This is a genomic window from Paenibacillus rhizolycopersici (assembly GCF_014947195.2).
GTDB lineage: Bacteria > Bacillota > Bacilli > Paenibacillales > Paenibacillaceae > Fontibacillus > Fontibacillus rhizolycopersici.
Window position 1 is genome coordinate 21021 of record NZ_JADCNN020000012.1, and the last position, 14628, is coordinate 35648.

A 14628-nucleotide genomic window follows, 5' to 3' on the forward strand; every position below is an offset into this window, starting at 1 on the left:
AAATGTAAAATTTCATATGAACCTCATCATTTCAAGGTGAGGTAGAGGTCGCGATTGTGAAGAGTACACCGGAGGAGGCGTGAGAAGCCGCCCGCGATACCGGTCGAAAGGCACCGTCGCCGAAGCTTGGCTGCTCGCTTCTGTAAGCACTCGGGCTGGGGCTGTTTCCGAAAGGGACAGAACTGTCACGATATTCCCGTCACCCGAGGGATATCGTGTTGAGCTATCTTCATGGAATGGTGCGGATTTACGGTATAAATATGGCCGCGGAGTCCTTTCCGCGGCCTTTTTCTATGGAGCTCAAGCAGAACCGTCGGCGCATCGGAGACGGGTTACGGGGAAAACTATGAGCTTAGAAGGAGTGTTACACCCATGAGTAAACAACATCAAACGACGAACGAACGGCTTCAGCCGGGACTGAAGGCTCGCCATATGACGATGATCGCCTTGGGCGGCTCGATCGGAACCGGTCTGTTTCTCGCAAGCGGCGGCGCGATTGCCTCGGCAGGACCCGGCGGCGCGTTACTCGCTTATGCCGCCGTCGGCATCATGGTCTATTTCTTGATGACCAGCTTAGGCGAGTTAGCTACCTATATGCCGGATTCCGGCTCGTTCGAAACGTATGCTTCCCGCTTCGTCGATCCCTCCCTGGGCTTTGCGATGGGTTGGAACTTCTGGTACAACTGGGCGATCACCATCGCGGCTGAGCTGTCCGCCGCAACGCTGATTATAAAATACTGGTTCCCCGACAGCCCCTCGCTTCTCTGGAGCGTGTTATTCCTGGCCTTGATCTTCCTGTTGAACGTCCTTTCCGTAAAGGGCTACGGTGAATCGGAATATTGGTTTGCCATGATCAAAATCATCGTCGTCATCGTGTTCCTCATCATAGGCGTACTCATGATCTTCGGAATCATGGGCGGCGAAGCGGTTGGCTTTTCCAACTTTACGTTAGGCGATGCTCCGTTCCACGGCGGCTTCTTCACAATCCTCGGCGTATTTATGGCCGCCGGTTTCTCGTTCCAAGGAACGGAAATGGTTGGTGTTGCCGCCGGAGAAAGCCATAACCCGAGAGAACATGTGCCTCGCGCAATTCGGCAAGTGTTCTGGCGGATCCTGGTCTTTTATATTTTGGCGATTCTCGTAATCGGCCTGCTGATTCCTTACACCAATCCGAACCTGCTGCAAGGCGGAATCGAAAACATCGGCGTCAGCCCGTTTACGTTGGTATTCGAAAAAGCGGGATTGGCCTTCGCCGCCTCCGTCATGAATGCCGTCATTCTGTCATCCGTGCTGTCGGCCGGCAACTCCGGGATGTATGCCTCCTCGCGGGTGCTGTATTCCCTGGCCCTGCGCGGGAAAGCTCCAAAGTTCCTGGCGAGACTGAACTCCCGAGGTATTCCGATGAACGCGCTCTTCATGACAACGCTCGTCGGCATGGTCGCTTTCTTCGCCTCGTTGTTCGGCGACGGCGTAGTTTATAACTGGCTGCTTAACGCTTCCGGCATGTGCGGCTTCATCACTTGGCTGGGTATCGCCATCAGCCATTACCGTTTCCGCAGAGCCTATGTGGCCCAGGGACGGAACCTGAACGACCTGCCTTACAAAGCGCGTTGGTTTCCGTTTGGCCCACTCTTTGCTTTTGCCCTTTGCTTCGTGGTAATTCTGGGGCAGAATGTAGCCGCTTTTACCGGCGAAACCATTGACTGGTATGGCGTCGCCGTATCCTACATCAGTATCCCGCTGTTCCTGTTGGTCTGGCTCGGCTATAAATGGAACAAGAAAACGAAGGTCATTCCGCTACAGGAATGCGATCTCGAGGTACACCCCGTGCATACCCGGTCATAAACACTAAAAAACGAGCACGAGTCCTGACCCATGTCATCGACTCGTGCTCGTTTATGATGTTTACTCCCAGTGGATCTCAACTCGCAAATCCTCGGTTCCTTCTAAGGGCTGCATTAAATAACGGATATTCTGGATGCCAAGGTCGTATAACCCTGCTAAGTCCTCTAAGAGCTGCTGATCTGAGCCGGCATAACGCACGGTTATCGCGCTTTTCCCGGCTTTCAATCCATTCTTGACCCGGTCCGCCAGCCCTTTGGCATTGGATACTGCCGCGTCGGCATCATACAGGTCGTATCCAAGCGTCGTTTTCAGAGCAAGATAAGCTTCTTTCTTCACCCCGCCCGCCTCGATCAACGCTTGGAGTGTCGTTAAATAAGGCACGGACGCTAAGGGATAATCCGCTGCAACCCAGATATGATCCTTTCGCATCTGTTCATCCGTTCGCAAATAATACGTATAGTTGACTCGCTTGGGTACATCAGGGACCGGGTCGTCCCAGGTCGTGTCCAGATGGTACCAGCGGTTGTCGAGACGTACAAGATTCCACGCATGCAGCTGATCTCCAGCCGTTCCTTCAACCAAGCGGTTCTCGATACCGGCTTCTTTCAACAGCTCGTAAGTCAGCAAGGCGTAACCTTGACATACCGCTTCGCCGGTTTTGAGCCCTTCATAGGCTGTATATTTCTGCAAATCGGTGTCATATTTTAAGTTCACCACGACATAATCGTGAATGGCTTGGATTTTCTGATGCGCATTCATGCCCGGTTCGATCAGCTGCTTCAGAATCTCCTTCACCCTTTGGCGCACGTAAGCAGTCTGCTGAGCCGTTTCGCGGTAATGGACCTGCAACGTAATTTTGGCCGAACCCGTGGTGCCCCGCCAGGAGTAGACGTAACGATCCACGATATATTTTGTATAAGGATCGGCATCAAGCGCGTTGTAAACCGCCTGCTTCAGCTGCTTCTCCAGATTTTTGGTTGAACCTTTATATTTCAATGTTATGGTTGTACTCCGCGCCTCCATCCCTTCCGCTAACTTCGTTTGAAGTTGTTTGGAGGTAGTGACCGTAGCTGGCTCTGTTGCTGCATGTACCGGGACAGCAACCCATCCGATCGGTTCAGATCCCAGCAATAATCCACCGATCACCCCGGTGATGAGCCACCCCTTTGAAAGTTTCCCGATTTTCTTTCCCATCTGGCTTCCCTCACCTTCCGGTCAAGCTGCATAAAGTTTCTTTAGCCGGCCTTTCAAGCCCATTGTAACACAGCCGATCCCGCAAAGGCTTTCTAGTTTTGTCGAACGAAAGGAGAGCTTCGGACAAATCCCAAAACGGCGATTATTCGCAAAAAAGACGTCATTCTGACGCCTAAATTTCACATTCAGCTTCTACAAATAGAAGCCCGTCTTATGTATAATAAAAAATATCGACTTGTGACTTATATCATTGCGCCATAATACAGACGTCCATAGGAATGGAGAATAGATCGGATGACTATCGTGAATATTTCGGATATATCCGTGGAATTGTTTATTGCCGTTATGTTTTTTTTGCTTATTGTTGCCCCTTTGGTCAGCCTTGGTGTGCTGAGATTGTTTCAAGGACGCAAGCGATCCGGCTTTACTTTGATCGGCAGCGGCGTGTTGGGATATTTCGTCTTTCAGCTGGTTGCCGGGCTGTTTAGTTAAGACTCCGTACGATATAAACGTAAAAAACGGCGATACAGGTCCTGACCTGTATCGCCGTTTTGCTGTGTAATTATTTGACGGCTGCGGCGGTTTCATGCTCCATGCTCTCGATAAACTTCTCACAGTCGATTGCGGCCATACAACCGCTTCCCGCAGCGGTGATCGCTTGGCGGTAGCGGGTGTCCTGCACGTCGCCGCAAGCGAAAACGCCAGGGACGTTCGTCTCGGAAGTGCCGGGCTTCACCACGATATAACCGTTCGCGTCAAGATCGATTTGCCCACCCAGGAACGAGGTGTTCGGATGATGGCCGATCGCCACGAATACGCCGCTGGCCGGAATCACTTCCTCTTTGCCTGTCTCGTTGTTACGCACCTTCAGTCCGGTAACTCCGTTCTCGCCGGCGATGACTTCAAGCGGCGTACGATTCAGCGCCATCTCGATCTTCTCATTCGTGCGCACACGATCCTGCATGATTTTAGAAGCACGCAGCTCGTCGCGACGGTGCACCAGCGTGACTTTCGAAGCAAAACGGGTCAAGAAACCGGCTTCCTCCAACGCAGAGTCGCCTCCACCTACCACGATGATCTCCTTGCCGCGGAAGAAGAATCCGTCACAAGTTGCGCATGTGCTTACGCCACGCCCAACGTTCGTCTCTTCGCCCGGGATGCCCAGGTATTTGGCCGTAGCCCCCGTAGACAATACCAGCGTCTCCGCGACGAGCTCGCCTAGCCCTTCCACTTGAAGCTTGAACGGGCGCTGACTCAAGTCCACGCTGTTCACCCAACCCGTGCGAAATTCGGCGCCAAAACGTTCAGCTTGTTTACGCATATTATCCATCAATTCCGGGCCCATGATCCCTTCCGGGAACCCCGGGAAATTTTCCACTTCAGTCGTCGTCGTCAATTGACCGCCAGGCTGCGGACCCTCGATAATCAGCGGATTCATGTTGGCGCGGGCCAGATAAATTGCGGCGGTCAACCCTGCCGGGCCTGTGCCGATAATAATAGATTTGTACATATCCTCAAACCCCTTCAAATGGATTCATCTCAAAAATTAAGAATCATGATTGCTTGATTCTAATTATGTGAAGACGACGGCATCCTGTCAATCTGTGTATCCGAAGGGTTCGGTGAAGGTTAAATGAAGGAATGATGAAGGGACGCTTCACTGTCCAAGGATGAACATCATTACCGTAGCAGTCGCAACCCGTTCAGAATAACCAGCAGCGTACTGCCCTCGTGACCGACCACGCCCAGCGGCAGCGGAATGCCTGCAGCAAAGTTGCTTACGATTAGCATCAGGATGACCGCTCCGGCAAAGGTTAGGTTCTGCTTCACGATCCGCCGGGCTCGGCGAGCAAGCGAGATCGTCTCTGCGATCCGCTCAATGCTGTCGTTCATCAGCACAACATCCGCCACCTCCAGCGCTGCACCGCTGCCGCCGCCGCCCATAGCGATGCCCACGGTCGCCGCAGCCAGCGCCGGCGCGTCGTTTACGCCGTCGCCGACCATCGCGACGCTGCCGTAACGCTCCCGCAGCGCCTTCACGTGCTCGACCTTCTCCTGCGGGAGCAAGTCGCCGTACACGAGGTCGACGCCGATCTCCCCGGCCAACGCGTTCGCAGTCACGCCGCGGTCACCCGTCAACATGGCGACGGTGAGCCCCAGTTCGTGCAACTGGGCGATGGCCGCCTTGGCTTGCGAGCGAACCTCGTCGCGGAGCGCGATCAAGCCGGCGTATTCACCGTTCCGCTGAATGGCGGACACGGTATGACCTTCGGCGATCCAGGCGTGAAGCTGATCTGCCATCGGCTGAGGCAACATCGAATCACCCTCGTCTACCTTGCCTACCCGCCACGTGGCGCCGAACACCTCCGCTTCGATGCCCCAGCCGGGCAGCGCTCGCAGCTCCTCCGCCCCGCGGAGCGGGACCCCTTCGGCCTCCGCCTTGCGTACGATTGCCTTGGCCAGCGGATGCTCCGACAGGCTCTCCGCCGCAGCGCAGGCCGCAAGCACCTCCCGCGGGTCAAAGCCCACTGCGGTGTAGAGCCCTGTCACTACCGGCGAACCCTCCGTCAACGTTCCGGTTTTGTCAAAGGCGACAACCCGGATGCTGCCGAGATGGTCCATATGAGCCCCGCCTTTAAACAACACGCCTTTGCGGGCGCTCTTCGACATCGCCGATAGCATCGCCGGCATCACCGACGAGACGATGGCGCAAGGTGATGCGACAACGAGAAACACCATCGCCTTATAGAAGGCAAAGGACCAACTCCAGCCGACCAACAACGGCGTGAGCAAGATTAACGCCAGCGTGGCGGCCACGATCGTTTTGGCATAAATCCCTTCGAGTCGTTTGATGAATCGCTGGGTCCCCGGAACCTCCTGTTGAGCTTGCTCCACGAGGGTGATGATCTTCGAGAACAAGGTGCCTTCCGCCGGGCTGGATACCTCGACGTATATCGCGCCTTCTCCGTTTAGCGTCCCGGCATACACGCCGTCACCCGGTTGTTTATCCACCGGGATCGATTCGCCGGTGATCGCCGATTGGTTCACCGCAGAACTCCCGGTTCGGATCGTTCCGTCCGCAGGAATTACCTCACCTGGTTTGACCAGTAGCAGATCGCCAACGGCCAGCGCTTCCACCGCTACCTCCTCCACCCCATCTCCGCTGACACGTAATGCGGTTTCCGGCTTCATCGCGATTAGCGCAGAGATATCCTTGCGGCTCCGGTCGCTGGCGAACGATTCCAAAGCACCGCTCAAAGCAAAGATAAAGATCAGCATCGCGCCTTCGTTCCAGTAGCCGATTGAGGCCGCACCAAGCGCTGCAGCGATCATTAACAGATTGACGTCCAAATCCCGCTCTTTCACTAACGTGATCAAGCCTTCCCGAGCTTTTACGTATCCTCCGACCGCATACGCGGCAATATAAAGAGCCATCGACACCCATGGCATCGCTTCTTGCATCCCCCAGGCCCAGGCTGCAAGCATCAACCCGCAGCTGCCTAACGCGAGGAGCATCTCCTGATGACGTAACAGACGCAACCAATCGAACCGACGTTTCCTGCCCGGGTTGGGCTGATTCGCTGACTTTTGGATCTCGCTTAACGTTCTTCTATGCACAGCTTCCATGACGAACTCCTCCTTTTAAGTCACTTGCGTTGAGAATGAAAATTATTGTTAACCCCCTAAAAATGGCGCAAGCTGCCCCGGGATCTTCCCGGAGCAGCTCACAAATGAGAACGATAATCATTTTTGTATCAGGACAATAATTTTGGCTTAGTGAAACTTTACTTTTATTTTATGCCAATTCTCCCGTCTTGTAAACACCCCGCCTTGCCCCATCCAAACGCAAAAAAAGCCGCTGACCGGGACGGATATCACCGTATTCCCGATTCAGCGGCTTCAGTATAATAGCGGATTAGGCCTGGCTGGCGGCGATCGCCTGCTCCAAATCATAAAGGATGTCGTCGATCGACTCCGTCCCCACGGATAAGCGAATCAAGCCCGGTGTGACGCCGGCGGCTTGTTGCTCCGCTTCTCCCAACTGTTGGTGCGTGGTGCTGGCCGGATGGATGATCAGCGACTTGGAATCGCCGACGTTGGCCAAATGCGAGAACAACTTCACGTTTTCGATCAGCTTGCGCCCGGCATCCACGCCGCCGCGGATTTCAAACGTAAGGATGGCGCCTTGGCCTTTCGGCAAATATTTCTGCGCAAGTTCGTAAGATTCGTGACTCGGCAGCCCGGCGTAGCTGACCCACTCAACCTGTTCATGCGCTTCCAGGTACTGCGCCACTTTCAAAGCGTTTTGGCTGTGGCGTTCCACGCGCAGATGCAAAGTTTCAAGCCCTTGCAGCAGCAGCCAAGCATTAAACGGAGATAACGAAGCGCCCATATCACGCTGCAGCTGAACGCGAGCTTTAATGATGTATGCCAGCGGACCAACCGCTTGTGTGTAAACGACGCCGTGATAGCTTGGATCGGGTTCGGTCAGGCCCGGGAATTTGCCGCTGGCAGCCCAATCGAACTTACCGCTGTCCACGATGATGCCGCCGATCGAGGTGCCGTGTCCACCGATGAATTTGGTTGCCGAATGCACGACGATGTCCGCACCGAAGTCGATCGGACGCAGCAAGTATGGGCTTGGGAACGTATTGTCGACGATCAGCGGAATGCCATGCTCATGGGCAATCGCGGCTACCGCCTCGATGTCCAGCACATCGCCCTTCGGGTTGCCCAGCGTTTCGGCGTATAACGCCTTCGTCTTGTCCGTGATCGCGGCGCGGAAGTTTTCCGGATTCGAGGAATCCACGAACTTTACGTTAATGCCCAGCTTGGGCAGCGTTGTCGAAAACAGGTTAAACGTGCCTCCGTACAGCGTCGTGGAAGAAACGATTTCATCGCCCGCTCCGGCGATGTTCAAGATGGAGAAAGTGATCGCTGCCTGGCCAGAGGCCGTTGCGAGCGCCCCAACGCCGCCTTCAAGCGCAGCCACGCGTTTCTCGAACACGTCGTTGGTCGGGTTCATAATCCGGGAATAAATGTTGCCGAATTCCTTCAAACCAAACAGGTTAGCCGCATGCTCGGTGTCCCGAAAACCGTAGGACGTCGTTTGATACAGTGGAACCGCCCGGGAGTATGTAGTGGGGTCGATCTCCTGACCCGCGTGGATCGCCAGTGTTTCCGGGGCATATTGACGCTCTTCAGACATTGATAATTCCTCCTTTAAGATGTTGTTCAAAAAATCATCTATCCATGATGAAATTTTGAATTGGCACTTTATCGTGCAGAGTTTTTTCATATTCTCTCACATCTCATGGAATTTGAAAATAGGAAATCCGATAATTTTTATATGAATTACTCAGATTGAGCTATCCAATTGATATTTGCGGATAAAATACGCATCCTCGAACGTTGGTGCGCATTCCCTTAGTCCCGGGAAAGGGGGATCCTGCCCTACCAACTTGACATAGATTCCTCCCGACGTTTCCCGAAACTCGATCAAGCCCGCCTCCGGACAACGGTCGAATTGCTCGCGCGTTAGGTTCCCCTCCCAAAGCGGGTAGGGAAGATCCGCTAACCAGGACGTTCTGCCTCCGTAAAAGCGTACTTTTCCCCGATCCAGCCAAAGCACGTGATCGGCCGCCTCCTCCCATTCGCTCAGCTCGTGTACTGCCGCTATCACCGTTCGCCCTTCCGCATATCGGTTCAAGTAGGTGATCGCCAGCTTCCGCTCTCCGGTATCCATGCCGTTCAACGGCTCGTCCAGGAATAGGAATCTCGGGGCGGCCAGCAGCGACTGAGCCAAAGTCACCCGCCTCTGCACGCCTCCGGACAACCGCTTGATCTTGATGTTCCGATAAGACTCCAGTCGAAAATCACGGAGCAGCTCGCCGGTCCGCTCGGAATGGAATACCCCCTTCATCTCCGACAAGTACAGAAGCAGCTTAGTGGGAGTCATATTTTCGTACAGTTCGATTTCCGACGGCACATAACCGATCTGGCTGCGCACTAGCGGTAAATCGGACAAGGCGGACCGCTCCTGGTACAGGATTTCCCCCTTGTGAGGCAGGCTCACCGTTGCCAACAGCTCCAGCAAAGTGGTTTTCCCTGCTCCGTTGACCCCAACGAGCAGGGTTAATCCCGGCTTCAATTGCAGCCGGTCAATTTGAAGAACAAACCCGCCGACAGGGCGTTCCCGCAGCCCCTCAATGCGAATCATGGCCGCGTACCGCCCTGTGCCGCGCCAGTCTGCAAGTTCCGACTGCGGATATACGAGCGGAACAGCAGAAGGGTGCCGACCAGCAGGAAAGCGATGTTCATCGCGATCCCTACTCCTGCTCCTGCTCCCGTCCCGGCATTCAAATGGATTACCGAGGTCTGGTCGATGAGGAGCAGCCAGAGAGCGTATACGCCTCCCGCGGACATAACCCCCGCCTTATGGCCGTAACGAAATAAAGCGTACATCGCTGCCCCTCCGGTAAGCAGGGATATTCCTAACCATTCCAGCAAAAAGGGGATAAACGGCAATGCAGCTTCCCCCGCGGAAGCCACGCGGATGCTCACCGCCACGGAGCTAACCAATGCCCAGCCGACGACCAGCGCCATGACCATCAGCATCCGGCTGTAAATGACCAATGCCGGCGGGTAGGGCGTAACGCTCTCGATGGCGCGCATCCCCCGGTCCCAGGTGCGGTAGCTATACAGCATCGACGCGATCAGCATAAGCGGCGTGATCAGCGAGAACATGCTGGGCATACCGTCTCCCAACAGCCAATTGGACAGAGGCTGCTTCGGATCAACCAAAAATACCAGCATAAAAAACACGGCTGCCCCGGTCAGCATCAACGAACGGCGGTTCATTTGAAATTGACTACGCAGCAATCGGCCCAGGGACGGCGGTTCGACCCGCGCGTTAAAATCAAGGGATGCGGCGGCGTTTTGCGCCTGAAGGACGGCGAATTCCGGCTGCAACGCCTCGATTAACGCCGCGGTATCCAGCGGTGTTGGACTCGGTTGCAGCGCCTGTCGCAGCGGCTCGCGAAGCTCCCGCTCCAAACGCTCTAGTTCTTTATCAATGGATGGTTCCATGCGTCGGCACCTCACTTTCCTCATCGCGTATTTTTTTGACTTCCCAGTCCGAAAAAGAAGGGTCGGCCGTGCGAGATAACGCCCGCTTCAGCTTGCGCACCCCCCCGTACAGATGCGACTTGACCGAGCTCAGCGGCAGCTCCAGTAGCTCGGCGATCTCTTGCAGCTTCAAGTCATGGAAGAAGCGCATGCGCACCACCTCTTGCTGCACCTCCGGCAGCTGAGTCATCGATTCGGCCAACTGCTGCACCGTTTCCTGCCGTTCGATCAATTCCTCCGCCCTTGGCGCCGGATCGGCATCCTCCGGGATCGTATCCGTGCCGGCGTATTCCGAACGGTAAGAGGCGCTGCGCCAATAATCCCGGCATAAATTGAGCGCTACTTTATAGAGCCAGGGGCGAAGCTGTTCCATCCCGCCATGCCGCTTGAGATGGCGGATCAACCGGATAAACGTCTCCTGGACGATGTCCTCCGCTTTGCCTCGATCTTTCAATTGGCTCGCGACATAGGACAGCAGCGGTCCATGGTACCTCGTAACCAGCAACTCGAACGCTTCCTGGTCGCCGGCGGCCATTCGCTCGGCCAGCAACGAGTCCGATATCATGATGTTTCCTCCCCCATTGCATTTCTCTTATTCCTCTTCCACACTGATCCAACGTTCCCTCTTCCCAATCAACCAGACTGCAAAGGCAAGCAAGATCAACGATGCAATCAACAAACCGATCCGATTGTGCGGAAAGGAATAGGTTTTTTTCAAATAACTTGCGTATAACGTCCATCGCCCCAACCATTCTCCCGAGCTCATCGTATCGAGTACCCAAACGGCAAAGCCCAACACTAATCCTCCGTAGATCCGGCGAAACGCAATGATTCCGGCGGTACTTAAGGAGATCAACAGCACGTAAGCCGGGAGGTTCTGAAGAATCAAGGAACCGGCAGTCATCTCAGCTTGAGGAATCACCTCGGCGCCATTCCAAGGATACCGAAGCGTCCAAATCCCCCCGAAATGCCAAGCATAGACCGACATCAGGACCATCCCTAACCCCGCTGTTAATAGGATGGACATCAGCCATCTTCGGAACGCCAGCATCCTTAACGAAATGGGATACGTGGCGATGACCTCCATGCCGCCTCCTCCGATTTCCCGCTGAAATAGCAGCAGGGGAATGATGATCGCCAGGGAAAACAGGGCCATTTCCGAGAAATAATACACATTTCTTGGGCGACCGGGGTCACTAAGTACGATGCTGAGGATATAGACGGCGAACAGCAGCAGCGCCAGCCAAGCCATCGGTTGTTTCTGTACTTTTAGCTCCAAGGTCACTCCGCGGAACCAGCTTCGAGCGTCAGTTCGCAACTGCATCATGCATCACCCGCTTCCATTCCCGTTCCCATTCGTCATACGGAATCGGTCTAGGCCCACCCTCTGCGTCGGCTTGATTAGGGATTTCCAATCCAAGCGCGTAGAAATGGTTTAACACCTCTTTCACCTGCTTGTTCTTCCCTTCATCCAGCGCCCCGGCTACTTGTGCCGCCATCCGCAATCCCACGTGATCCGGATCGGCATCTTCCGAAGGATCAAACAAGTTGTACAAAAGGCCGCCCCCAGAACCTTGCTTCAAATCATCGGCGGTATACCCTTTATACTCTCGGTAATACATATACCACATCAAGGCGCGAAGCTGCGGACGCACATCTTCGGAAGCCTTCAGAATGTCCATTTGCCCTTCGCTCGTGCCGAGCAGCATCGAGTTCATCAGTTGGTCTGCGAAGTATTCCACTTCGCTCACCAGCCAGATCAAATAATAGGTTTTATTCTCCATTTCAAGGGAGTGATTATTGTTCATCGACAGCATCAGCACTTGATCCAGTTTAGGATCCAAATGGTTGACCCATCCGGCAAAATAAACATACTCCCCGGCCCATACTTCCAACAGCTTTTCGGCCGTCTTGACGTCGTAGGGCGTAGTCACGAGGCGAACCGGCAGCTTCGGGTTGCTCACTTCTTCAAACTCCCCACTGTAAAAGCGGACGAACGCCGTCGATTTGCCTTCGAACACTTGGCCTTCGCGAGTCTGTTCCTTTTGTTCCAGATTTCCGTACAGCTTGGATGCAAACCCGGACGTGGAGATACGGAAAATGGCGGGCGGAAGGCGCCAGCCGCCATAATCGGCCGCCACCTGCAAAGAATCCTCGTAACTGTTCTTCATATAAACCGGAAAATCCCCCGGCAGTGGATACCATGCGACATAGCCGGGAAGGAAAACGTTCTCCCCCTTAACAAAAGCCAAGTAGGATCCCTCGGTATAATTCTGCGCCACGTAATCCATAACCTTTCCGGTATATTCCATCTCGACTTGGACGGTCTCGTCTGCGGTCAAAGGAGCGGATAATTGGACCGTAAGCTTCTCTCCCTCATGCGTGAACGGAACGGGAGAACCCGACACCGCCAACCGTTCTATATGGAACGTACGATTGAGCGTGAACAGCAACTCGCCGCGTCCTGTTAACTGGCCTGCCGGAATTTGCAGCGCTGTTTTGATTTTCAACCGATCATCTGACTCCCGTTGCAAGTGGATATCGTACCGCTCGATCTGAAACGTTTCGACTTTCTGGTCTTGGATCGCTTCCACCGTCTTAACGGCAGGATCTCTGAGTTTCTCATGCAATCCGGCATAACGTTCGCCCCAAATGGAGAGGTAGGGGATAAAGGCTCCGGCCGCCAGCAGCAGGGCTAAACCTCCAGCCACCCAATTGCTTCGGCGAAAGGCAGTCGGGCGCAACCGGTTGAGCAGGAGCACGCCCGCCGTCAACAGCAGTAGCGTAAACGCCAGTACAAACCAGCGGGAGGCCGCCAGTTCGTCTGCGATCAGGCGAATGCCCCACGTTTCGGCATCGGAATCCCCGGTCACGAACAGCTGATTGAGATGGAACGTACGCAGCACGTACCATTTGTTACGGTCCAACAGGAACATATCCAGAAAGAACGTTCCAAACATCCAGGCGCAAAAAGCGATCAAATAGACGGCCCGATTGGCGATACAAATGGCGAGCAGCATCGCCAGCGCCAAGGTCACCAGATAGGAAACCTCGAAGGTTAGCAGATAATAAACCGCAAATTCCCGGGTGATTGTAAACGCTACGTCCATCCTCGCGGAGTTCCAGACGAACGCGGCGCCGGCCAGCACCGAAAATATCGTGAAATACAGTACCCCTGCCATATATTTCGCTGAAATTCTGGACATATAGGACACCGGCAGCGCCCCATTCCATTCATAGGAGGTACGGCGAATGTCTCGACGGATCGTCAGCACGCCAAGGAGCATCGTCAGCCCCAGGCTCATCGTGTGCAGCAGCGTCAGGCTGGTGTACGAACGTTGAAAAAACAAAATTTCACGTCCTGGCAGCCGTTCAAGATTCCAGAACACGAGCAGGCCGAACACGAGCGGCAAACCCAGCAGCCACCGGTTTCCGAACAGCATGCGAAGCTCGAATTGAAACAGACGTCTCCATTTGTCCATTACCGAGCCGCCCCTTCCATCAAGCCCGTTCGCAGCAGGGCCAAATACCCGTCCTCCAGGGTTGGTGGAACGAGCGCGGCCTCTTGGGCTACCTCCAGCGGCGCTTCGCCGATCATGCGGCACAACAGGCCGCCTCCCGTCGGACGCGTGGACACGACGGACATCGGATCAAGCCGGGCAAACTGGCTCTCGCTTAGGCGAACCTCCCACACCTTGCCGCGTCCGAACTCTTGCAGCTCGGATAACTCCCCGGACAGCTTGACTCTCCCTTTATCGAGGACGGCGATTTGGCGACAGTTGCTTTCGATGTCGGCAACGATATGCGTCGACAGCAGCACGATCCGTCCCAGACTGAAGCGGGTCAACAGATTGCGGAAGCGGACGCGCTCCTCGGGATCCAGTCCAGCCGTGGGCTCATCCACGATCAGGACCTGCGGCGAACCCAGCAGCGCTTGGGCAATGCCGAGTCGGCGTTTCATGCCGCCGGAATAGGTCTGCACTCTTTTTCGCGCCTTATCCTGCAAATTTACTTGCTCCAGAAGAGCCTCAATCTCCGCTTTGCGTTTCTTCTTGTCCGTCATTCCTTTCATCACCGCAACATAGTCGAGGTATTCTACCCCCGTCAGCTGCGGGTAAACCTGAAATTGCTGAGGGAGATAACCGATCATGCGGCGGATCTCCTCCGCCTGGCGCAGCGAGACGCCAAACAGCGTCGCCTCGCCCGAAGTAGGTGGCGTGAGCGTGGCCAATATGCGCATCAGCGACGATTTCCCGGCACCATTGGGGCCCAGAAGCCCCACCATACCTTCGTTTAGCGTTAAGGTGACATCATCTAGCGCTAGACCGCCGCGCGTATATTTTTTGGATAAATGATCAATTTGTATCATACTGTTCCTCTTTTCCAAGCGTTTTATCAAGTGACGCCTTCCGCGGGAGGCATCTGTAGCTGTAACGGAAAGCGTCCATAAAAAGTTTGGAT

Annotated in this window: 12 protein-coding genes and 1 riboswitch; of the genes, 2 read left to right on the forward strand and 10 right to left on the reverse strand. The window is 54.8% G+C overall.

The features are described from left to right. Positions 1–34: 34 nt before the first annotated feature. Positions 35–234, forward strand: a riboswitch (Lysine riboswitch). A gap of 138 nt (positions 235–372) precedes the next feature. Continuing rightward, positions 373–1845 (forward strand): amino acid permease, encoded by a 1473-nt coding sequence (locus tag IM700_RS14030; RefSeq protein ID WP_193417826.1) that lies wholly within the window; start codon positions 373–375, stop codon positions 1843–1845. Positions 1846–1905: 60 nt separating this feature from the next. Here the strand turns inward: IM700_RS14030 and IM700_RS14035 are convergent, their stop codons facing one another. Then, positions 1906–3039 carry a transglutaminase domain-containing protein gene (locus IM700_RS14035; protein ID WP_155607846.1) on the reverse strand — a complete coding sequence of 378 codons (1134 nt, stop codon included), beginning with the start codon at positions 3037–3039 and terminating at the stop codon, positions 1906–1908. 294 nt (positions 3040–3333) lie between these two features. Between IM700_RS14035 and IM700_RS14040 the strand changes: the two genes are divergently transcribed. Next, positions 3334–3531, forward strand: a complete 198-nt coding sequence (locus IM700_RS14040) for a hypothetical protein (protein ID WP_155607845.1) — start codon at positions 3334–3336, stop codon at positions 3529–3531. A 70-nt stretch (positions 3532–3601) separates the two neighbouring features. Here the strand turns inward: IM700_RS14040 and trxB are convergent, their stop codons facing one another. The 9 genes from trxB to IM700_RS14085 form a co-directional block, all read right to left on the reverse strand. After that, positions 3602–4549: a thioredoxin-disulfide reductase gene (gene trxB / locus IM700_RS14045; RefSeq protein WP_155607844.1), complete on the reverse strand. Its 948-nt coding sequence runs from the start codon at positions 4547–4549 to the stop codon at positions 3602–3604. Positions 4550–4719: 170 nt separating this feature from the next. Continuing rightward, positions 4720–6666: a heavy metal translocating P-type ATPase gene (locus IM700_RS14050; protein ID WP_193417824.1), complete on the reverse strand. Its 1947-nt coding sequence runs from the start codon at positions 6664–6666 to the stop codon at positions 4720–4722. A gap of 289 nt (positions 6667–6955) precedes the next feature. Further along, positions 6956–8248 carry a homocysteine synthase gene (locus IM700_RS14055; protein WP_155607842.1) on the reverse strand — a complete coding sequence of 431 codons (1293 nt, stop codon included), beginning with the start codon at positions 8246–8248 and terminating at the stop codon, positions 6956–6958. 150 nt (positions 8249–8398) lie between these two features. Continuing rightward, positions 8399–9259, reverse strand: coding sequence for an ATP-binding cassette domain-containing protein (locus IM700_RS14060; RefSeq protein ID WP_193417822.1), 861 nt, complete (start codon positions 9257–9259; stop codon positions 8399–8401). Then, complete coding sequence (locus IM700_RS14065) at positions 9256–10128, reverse strand: hypothetical protein (RefSeq protein WP_193417820.1); 873 nt, start codon at positions 10126–10128, stop codon at positions 9256–9258. Before IM700_RS14065 ends, IM700_RS14060 begins: the two co-directional genes overlap by 4 nt. Then, entirely contained in the window at positions 10112–10732 is a 621-nt protein-coding gene (locus IM700_RS14070) for an RNA polymerase sigma factor (protein ID WP_193417818.1), read from the reverse strand. The genes IM700_RS14065 and IM700_RS14070 overlap by 17 nt, the downstream gene beginning before the upstream one ends. Positions 10733–10759: 27 nt before the next feature. After that, positions 10760–11494 (reverse strand): hypothetical protein, encoded by a 735-nt coding sequence (locus tag IM700_RS14075; protein ID WP_193417816.1) that lies wholly within the window; start codon positions 11492–11494, stop codon positions 10760–10762. Then, the gene (locus tag IM700_RS14080) at positions 11475–13649 is read right to left on the reverse strand and encodes an ABC transporter permease (protein ID WP_193417814.1); all 2175 of its coding nucleotides are present in this window, start codon (positions 13647–13649) and stop codon (positions 11475–11477) included. Before IM700_RS14080 ends, IM700_RS14075 begins: the two co-directional genes overlap by 20 nt. Continuing rightward, entirely contained in the window at positions 13649–14536 is an 888-nt protein-coding gene (locus IM700_RS14085) for an ABC transporter ATP-binding protein (RefSeq protein WP_155607836.1), read from the reverse strand. The genes IM700_RS14080 and IM700_RS14085 overlap by 1 nt, the downstream gene beginning before the upstream one ends. Positions 14537–14628 lie beyond the last annotated feature (92 nt).

What these genes read in the sequence shown, in the direction of transcription:
- IM700_RS14030 (WP_193417826.1), top strand. Translation starts at nt 373, where the DNA reads ATGAGTAAACAACATCAAACGACGAACGAACGGCTTCAGCCGGGACTG.
- IM700_RS14035 (WP_155607846.1), bottom strand. Translation starts at nt 3,039, where the DNA reads ATGGGAAAGAAAATCGGGAAACTTTCAAAGGGGTGGCTCATCACCGGG.
- IM700_RS14040 (WP_155607845.1), top strand. Translation starts at nt 3,334, where the DNA reads ATGACTATCGTGAATATTTCGGATATATCCGTGGAATTGTTTATTGCC.
- trxB (WP_155607844.1), bottom strand. Translation starts at nt 4,549, where the DNA reads ATGTACAAATCTATTATTATCGGCACAGGCCCGGCAGGGTTGACCGCC.
- IM700_RS14050 (WP_193417824.1), bottom strand. Translation starts at nt 6,666, where the DNA reads ATGGAAGCTGTGCATAGAAGAACGTTAAGCGAGATCCAAAAGTCAGCG.
- IM700_RS14055 (WP_155607842.1), bottom strand. Translation starts at nt 8,248, where the DNA reads ATGTCTGAAGAGCGTCAATATGCCCCGGAAACACTGGCGATCCACGCG.
- IM700_RS14060 (WP_193417822.1), bottom strand. Translation starts at nt 9,259, where the DNA reads ATGATTCGCATTGAGGGGCTGCGGGAACGCCCTGTCGGCGGGTTTGTT.
- IM700_RS14065 (WP_193417820.1), bottom strand. Translation starts at nt 10,128, where the DNA reads ATGGAACCATCCATTGATAAAGAACTAGAGCGTTTGGAGCGGGAGCTT.
- IM700_RS14070 (WP_193417818.1), bottom strand. Translation starts at nt 10,732, where the DNA reads ATGATATCGGACTCGTTGCTGGCCGAGCGAATGGCCGCCGGCGACCAG.
- IM700_RS14075 (WP_193417816.1), bottom strand. Translation starts at nt 11,494, where the DNA reads ATGATGCAGTTGCGAACTGACGCTCGAAGCTGGTTCCGCGGAGTGACC.
- IM700_RS14080 (WP_193417814.1), bottom strand. Translation starts at nt 13,649, where the DNA reads ATGGACAAATGGAGACGTCTGTTTCAATTCGAGCTTCGCATGCTGTTC.
- IM700_RS14085 (WP_155607836.1), bottom strand. Translation starts at nt 14,536, where the DNA reads ATGATACAAATTGATCATTTATCCAAAAAATATACGCGCGGCGGTCTA.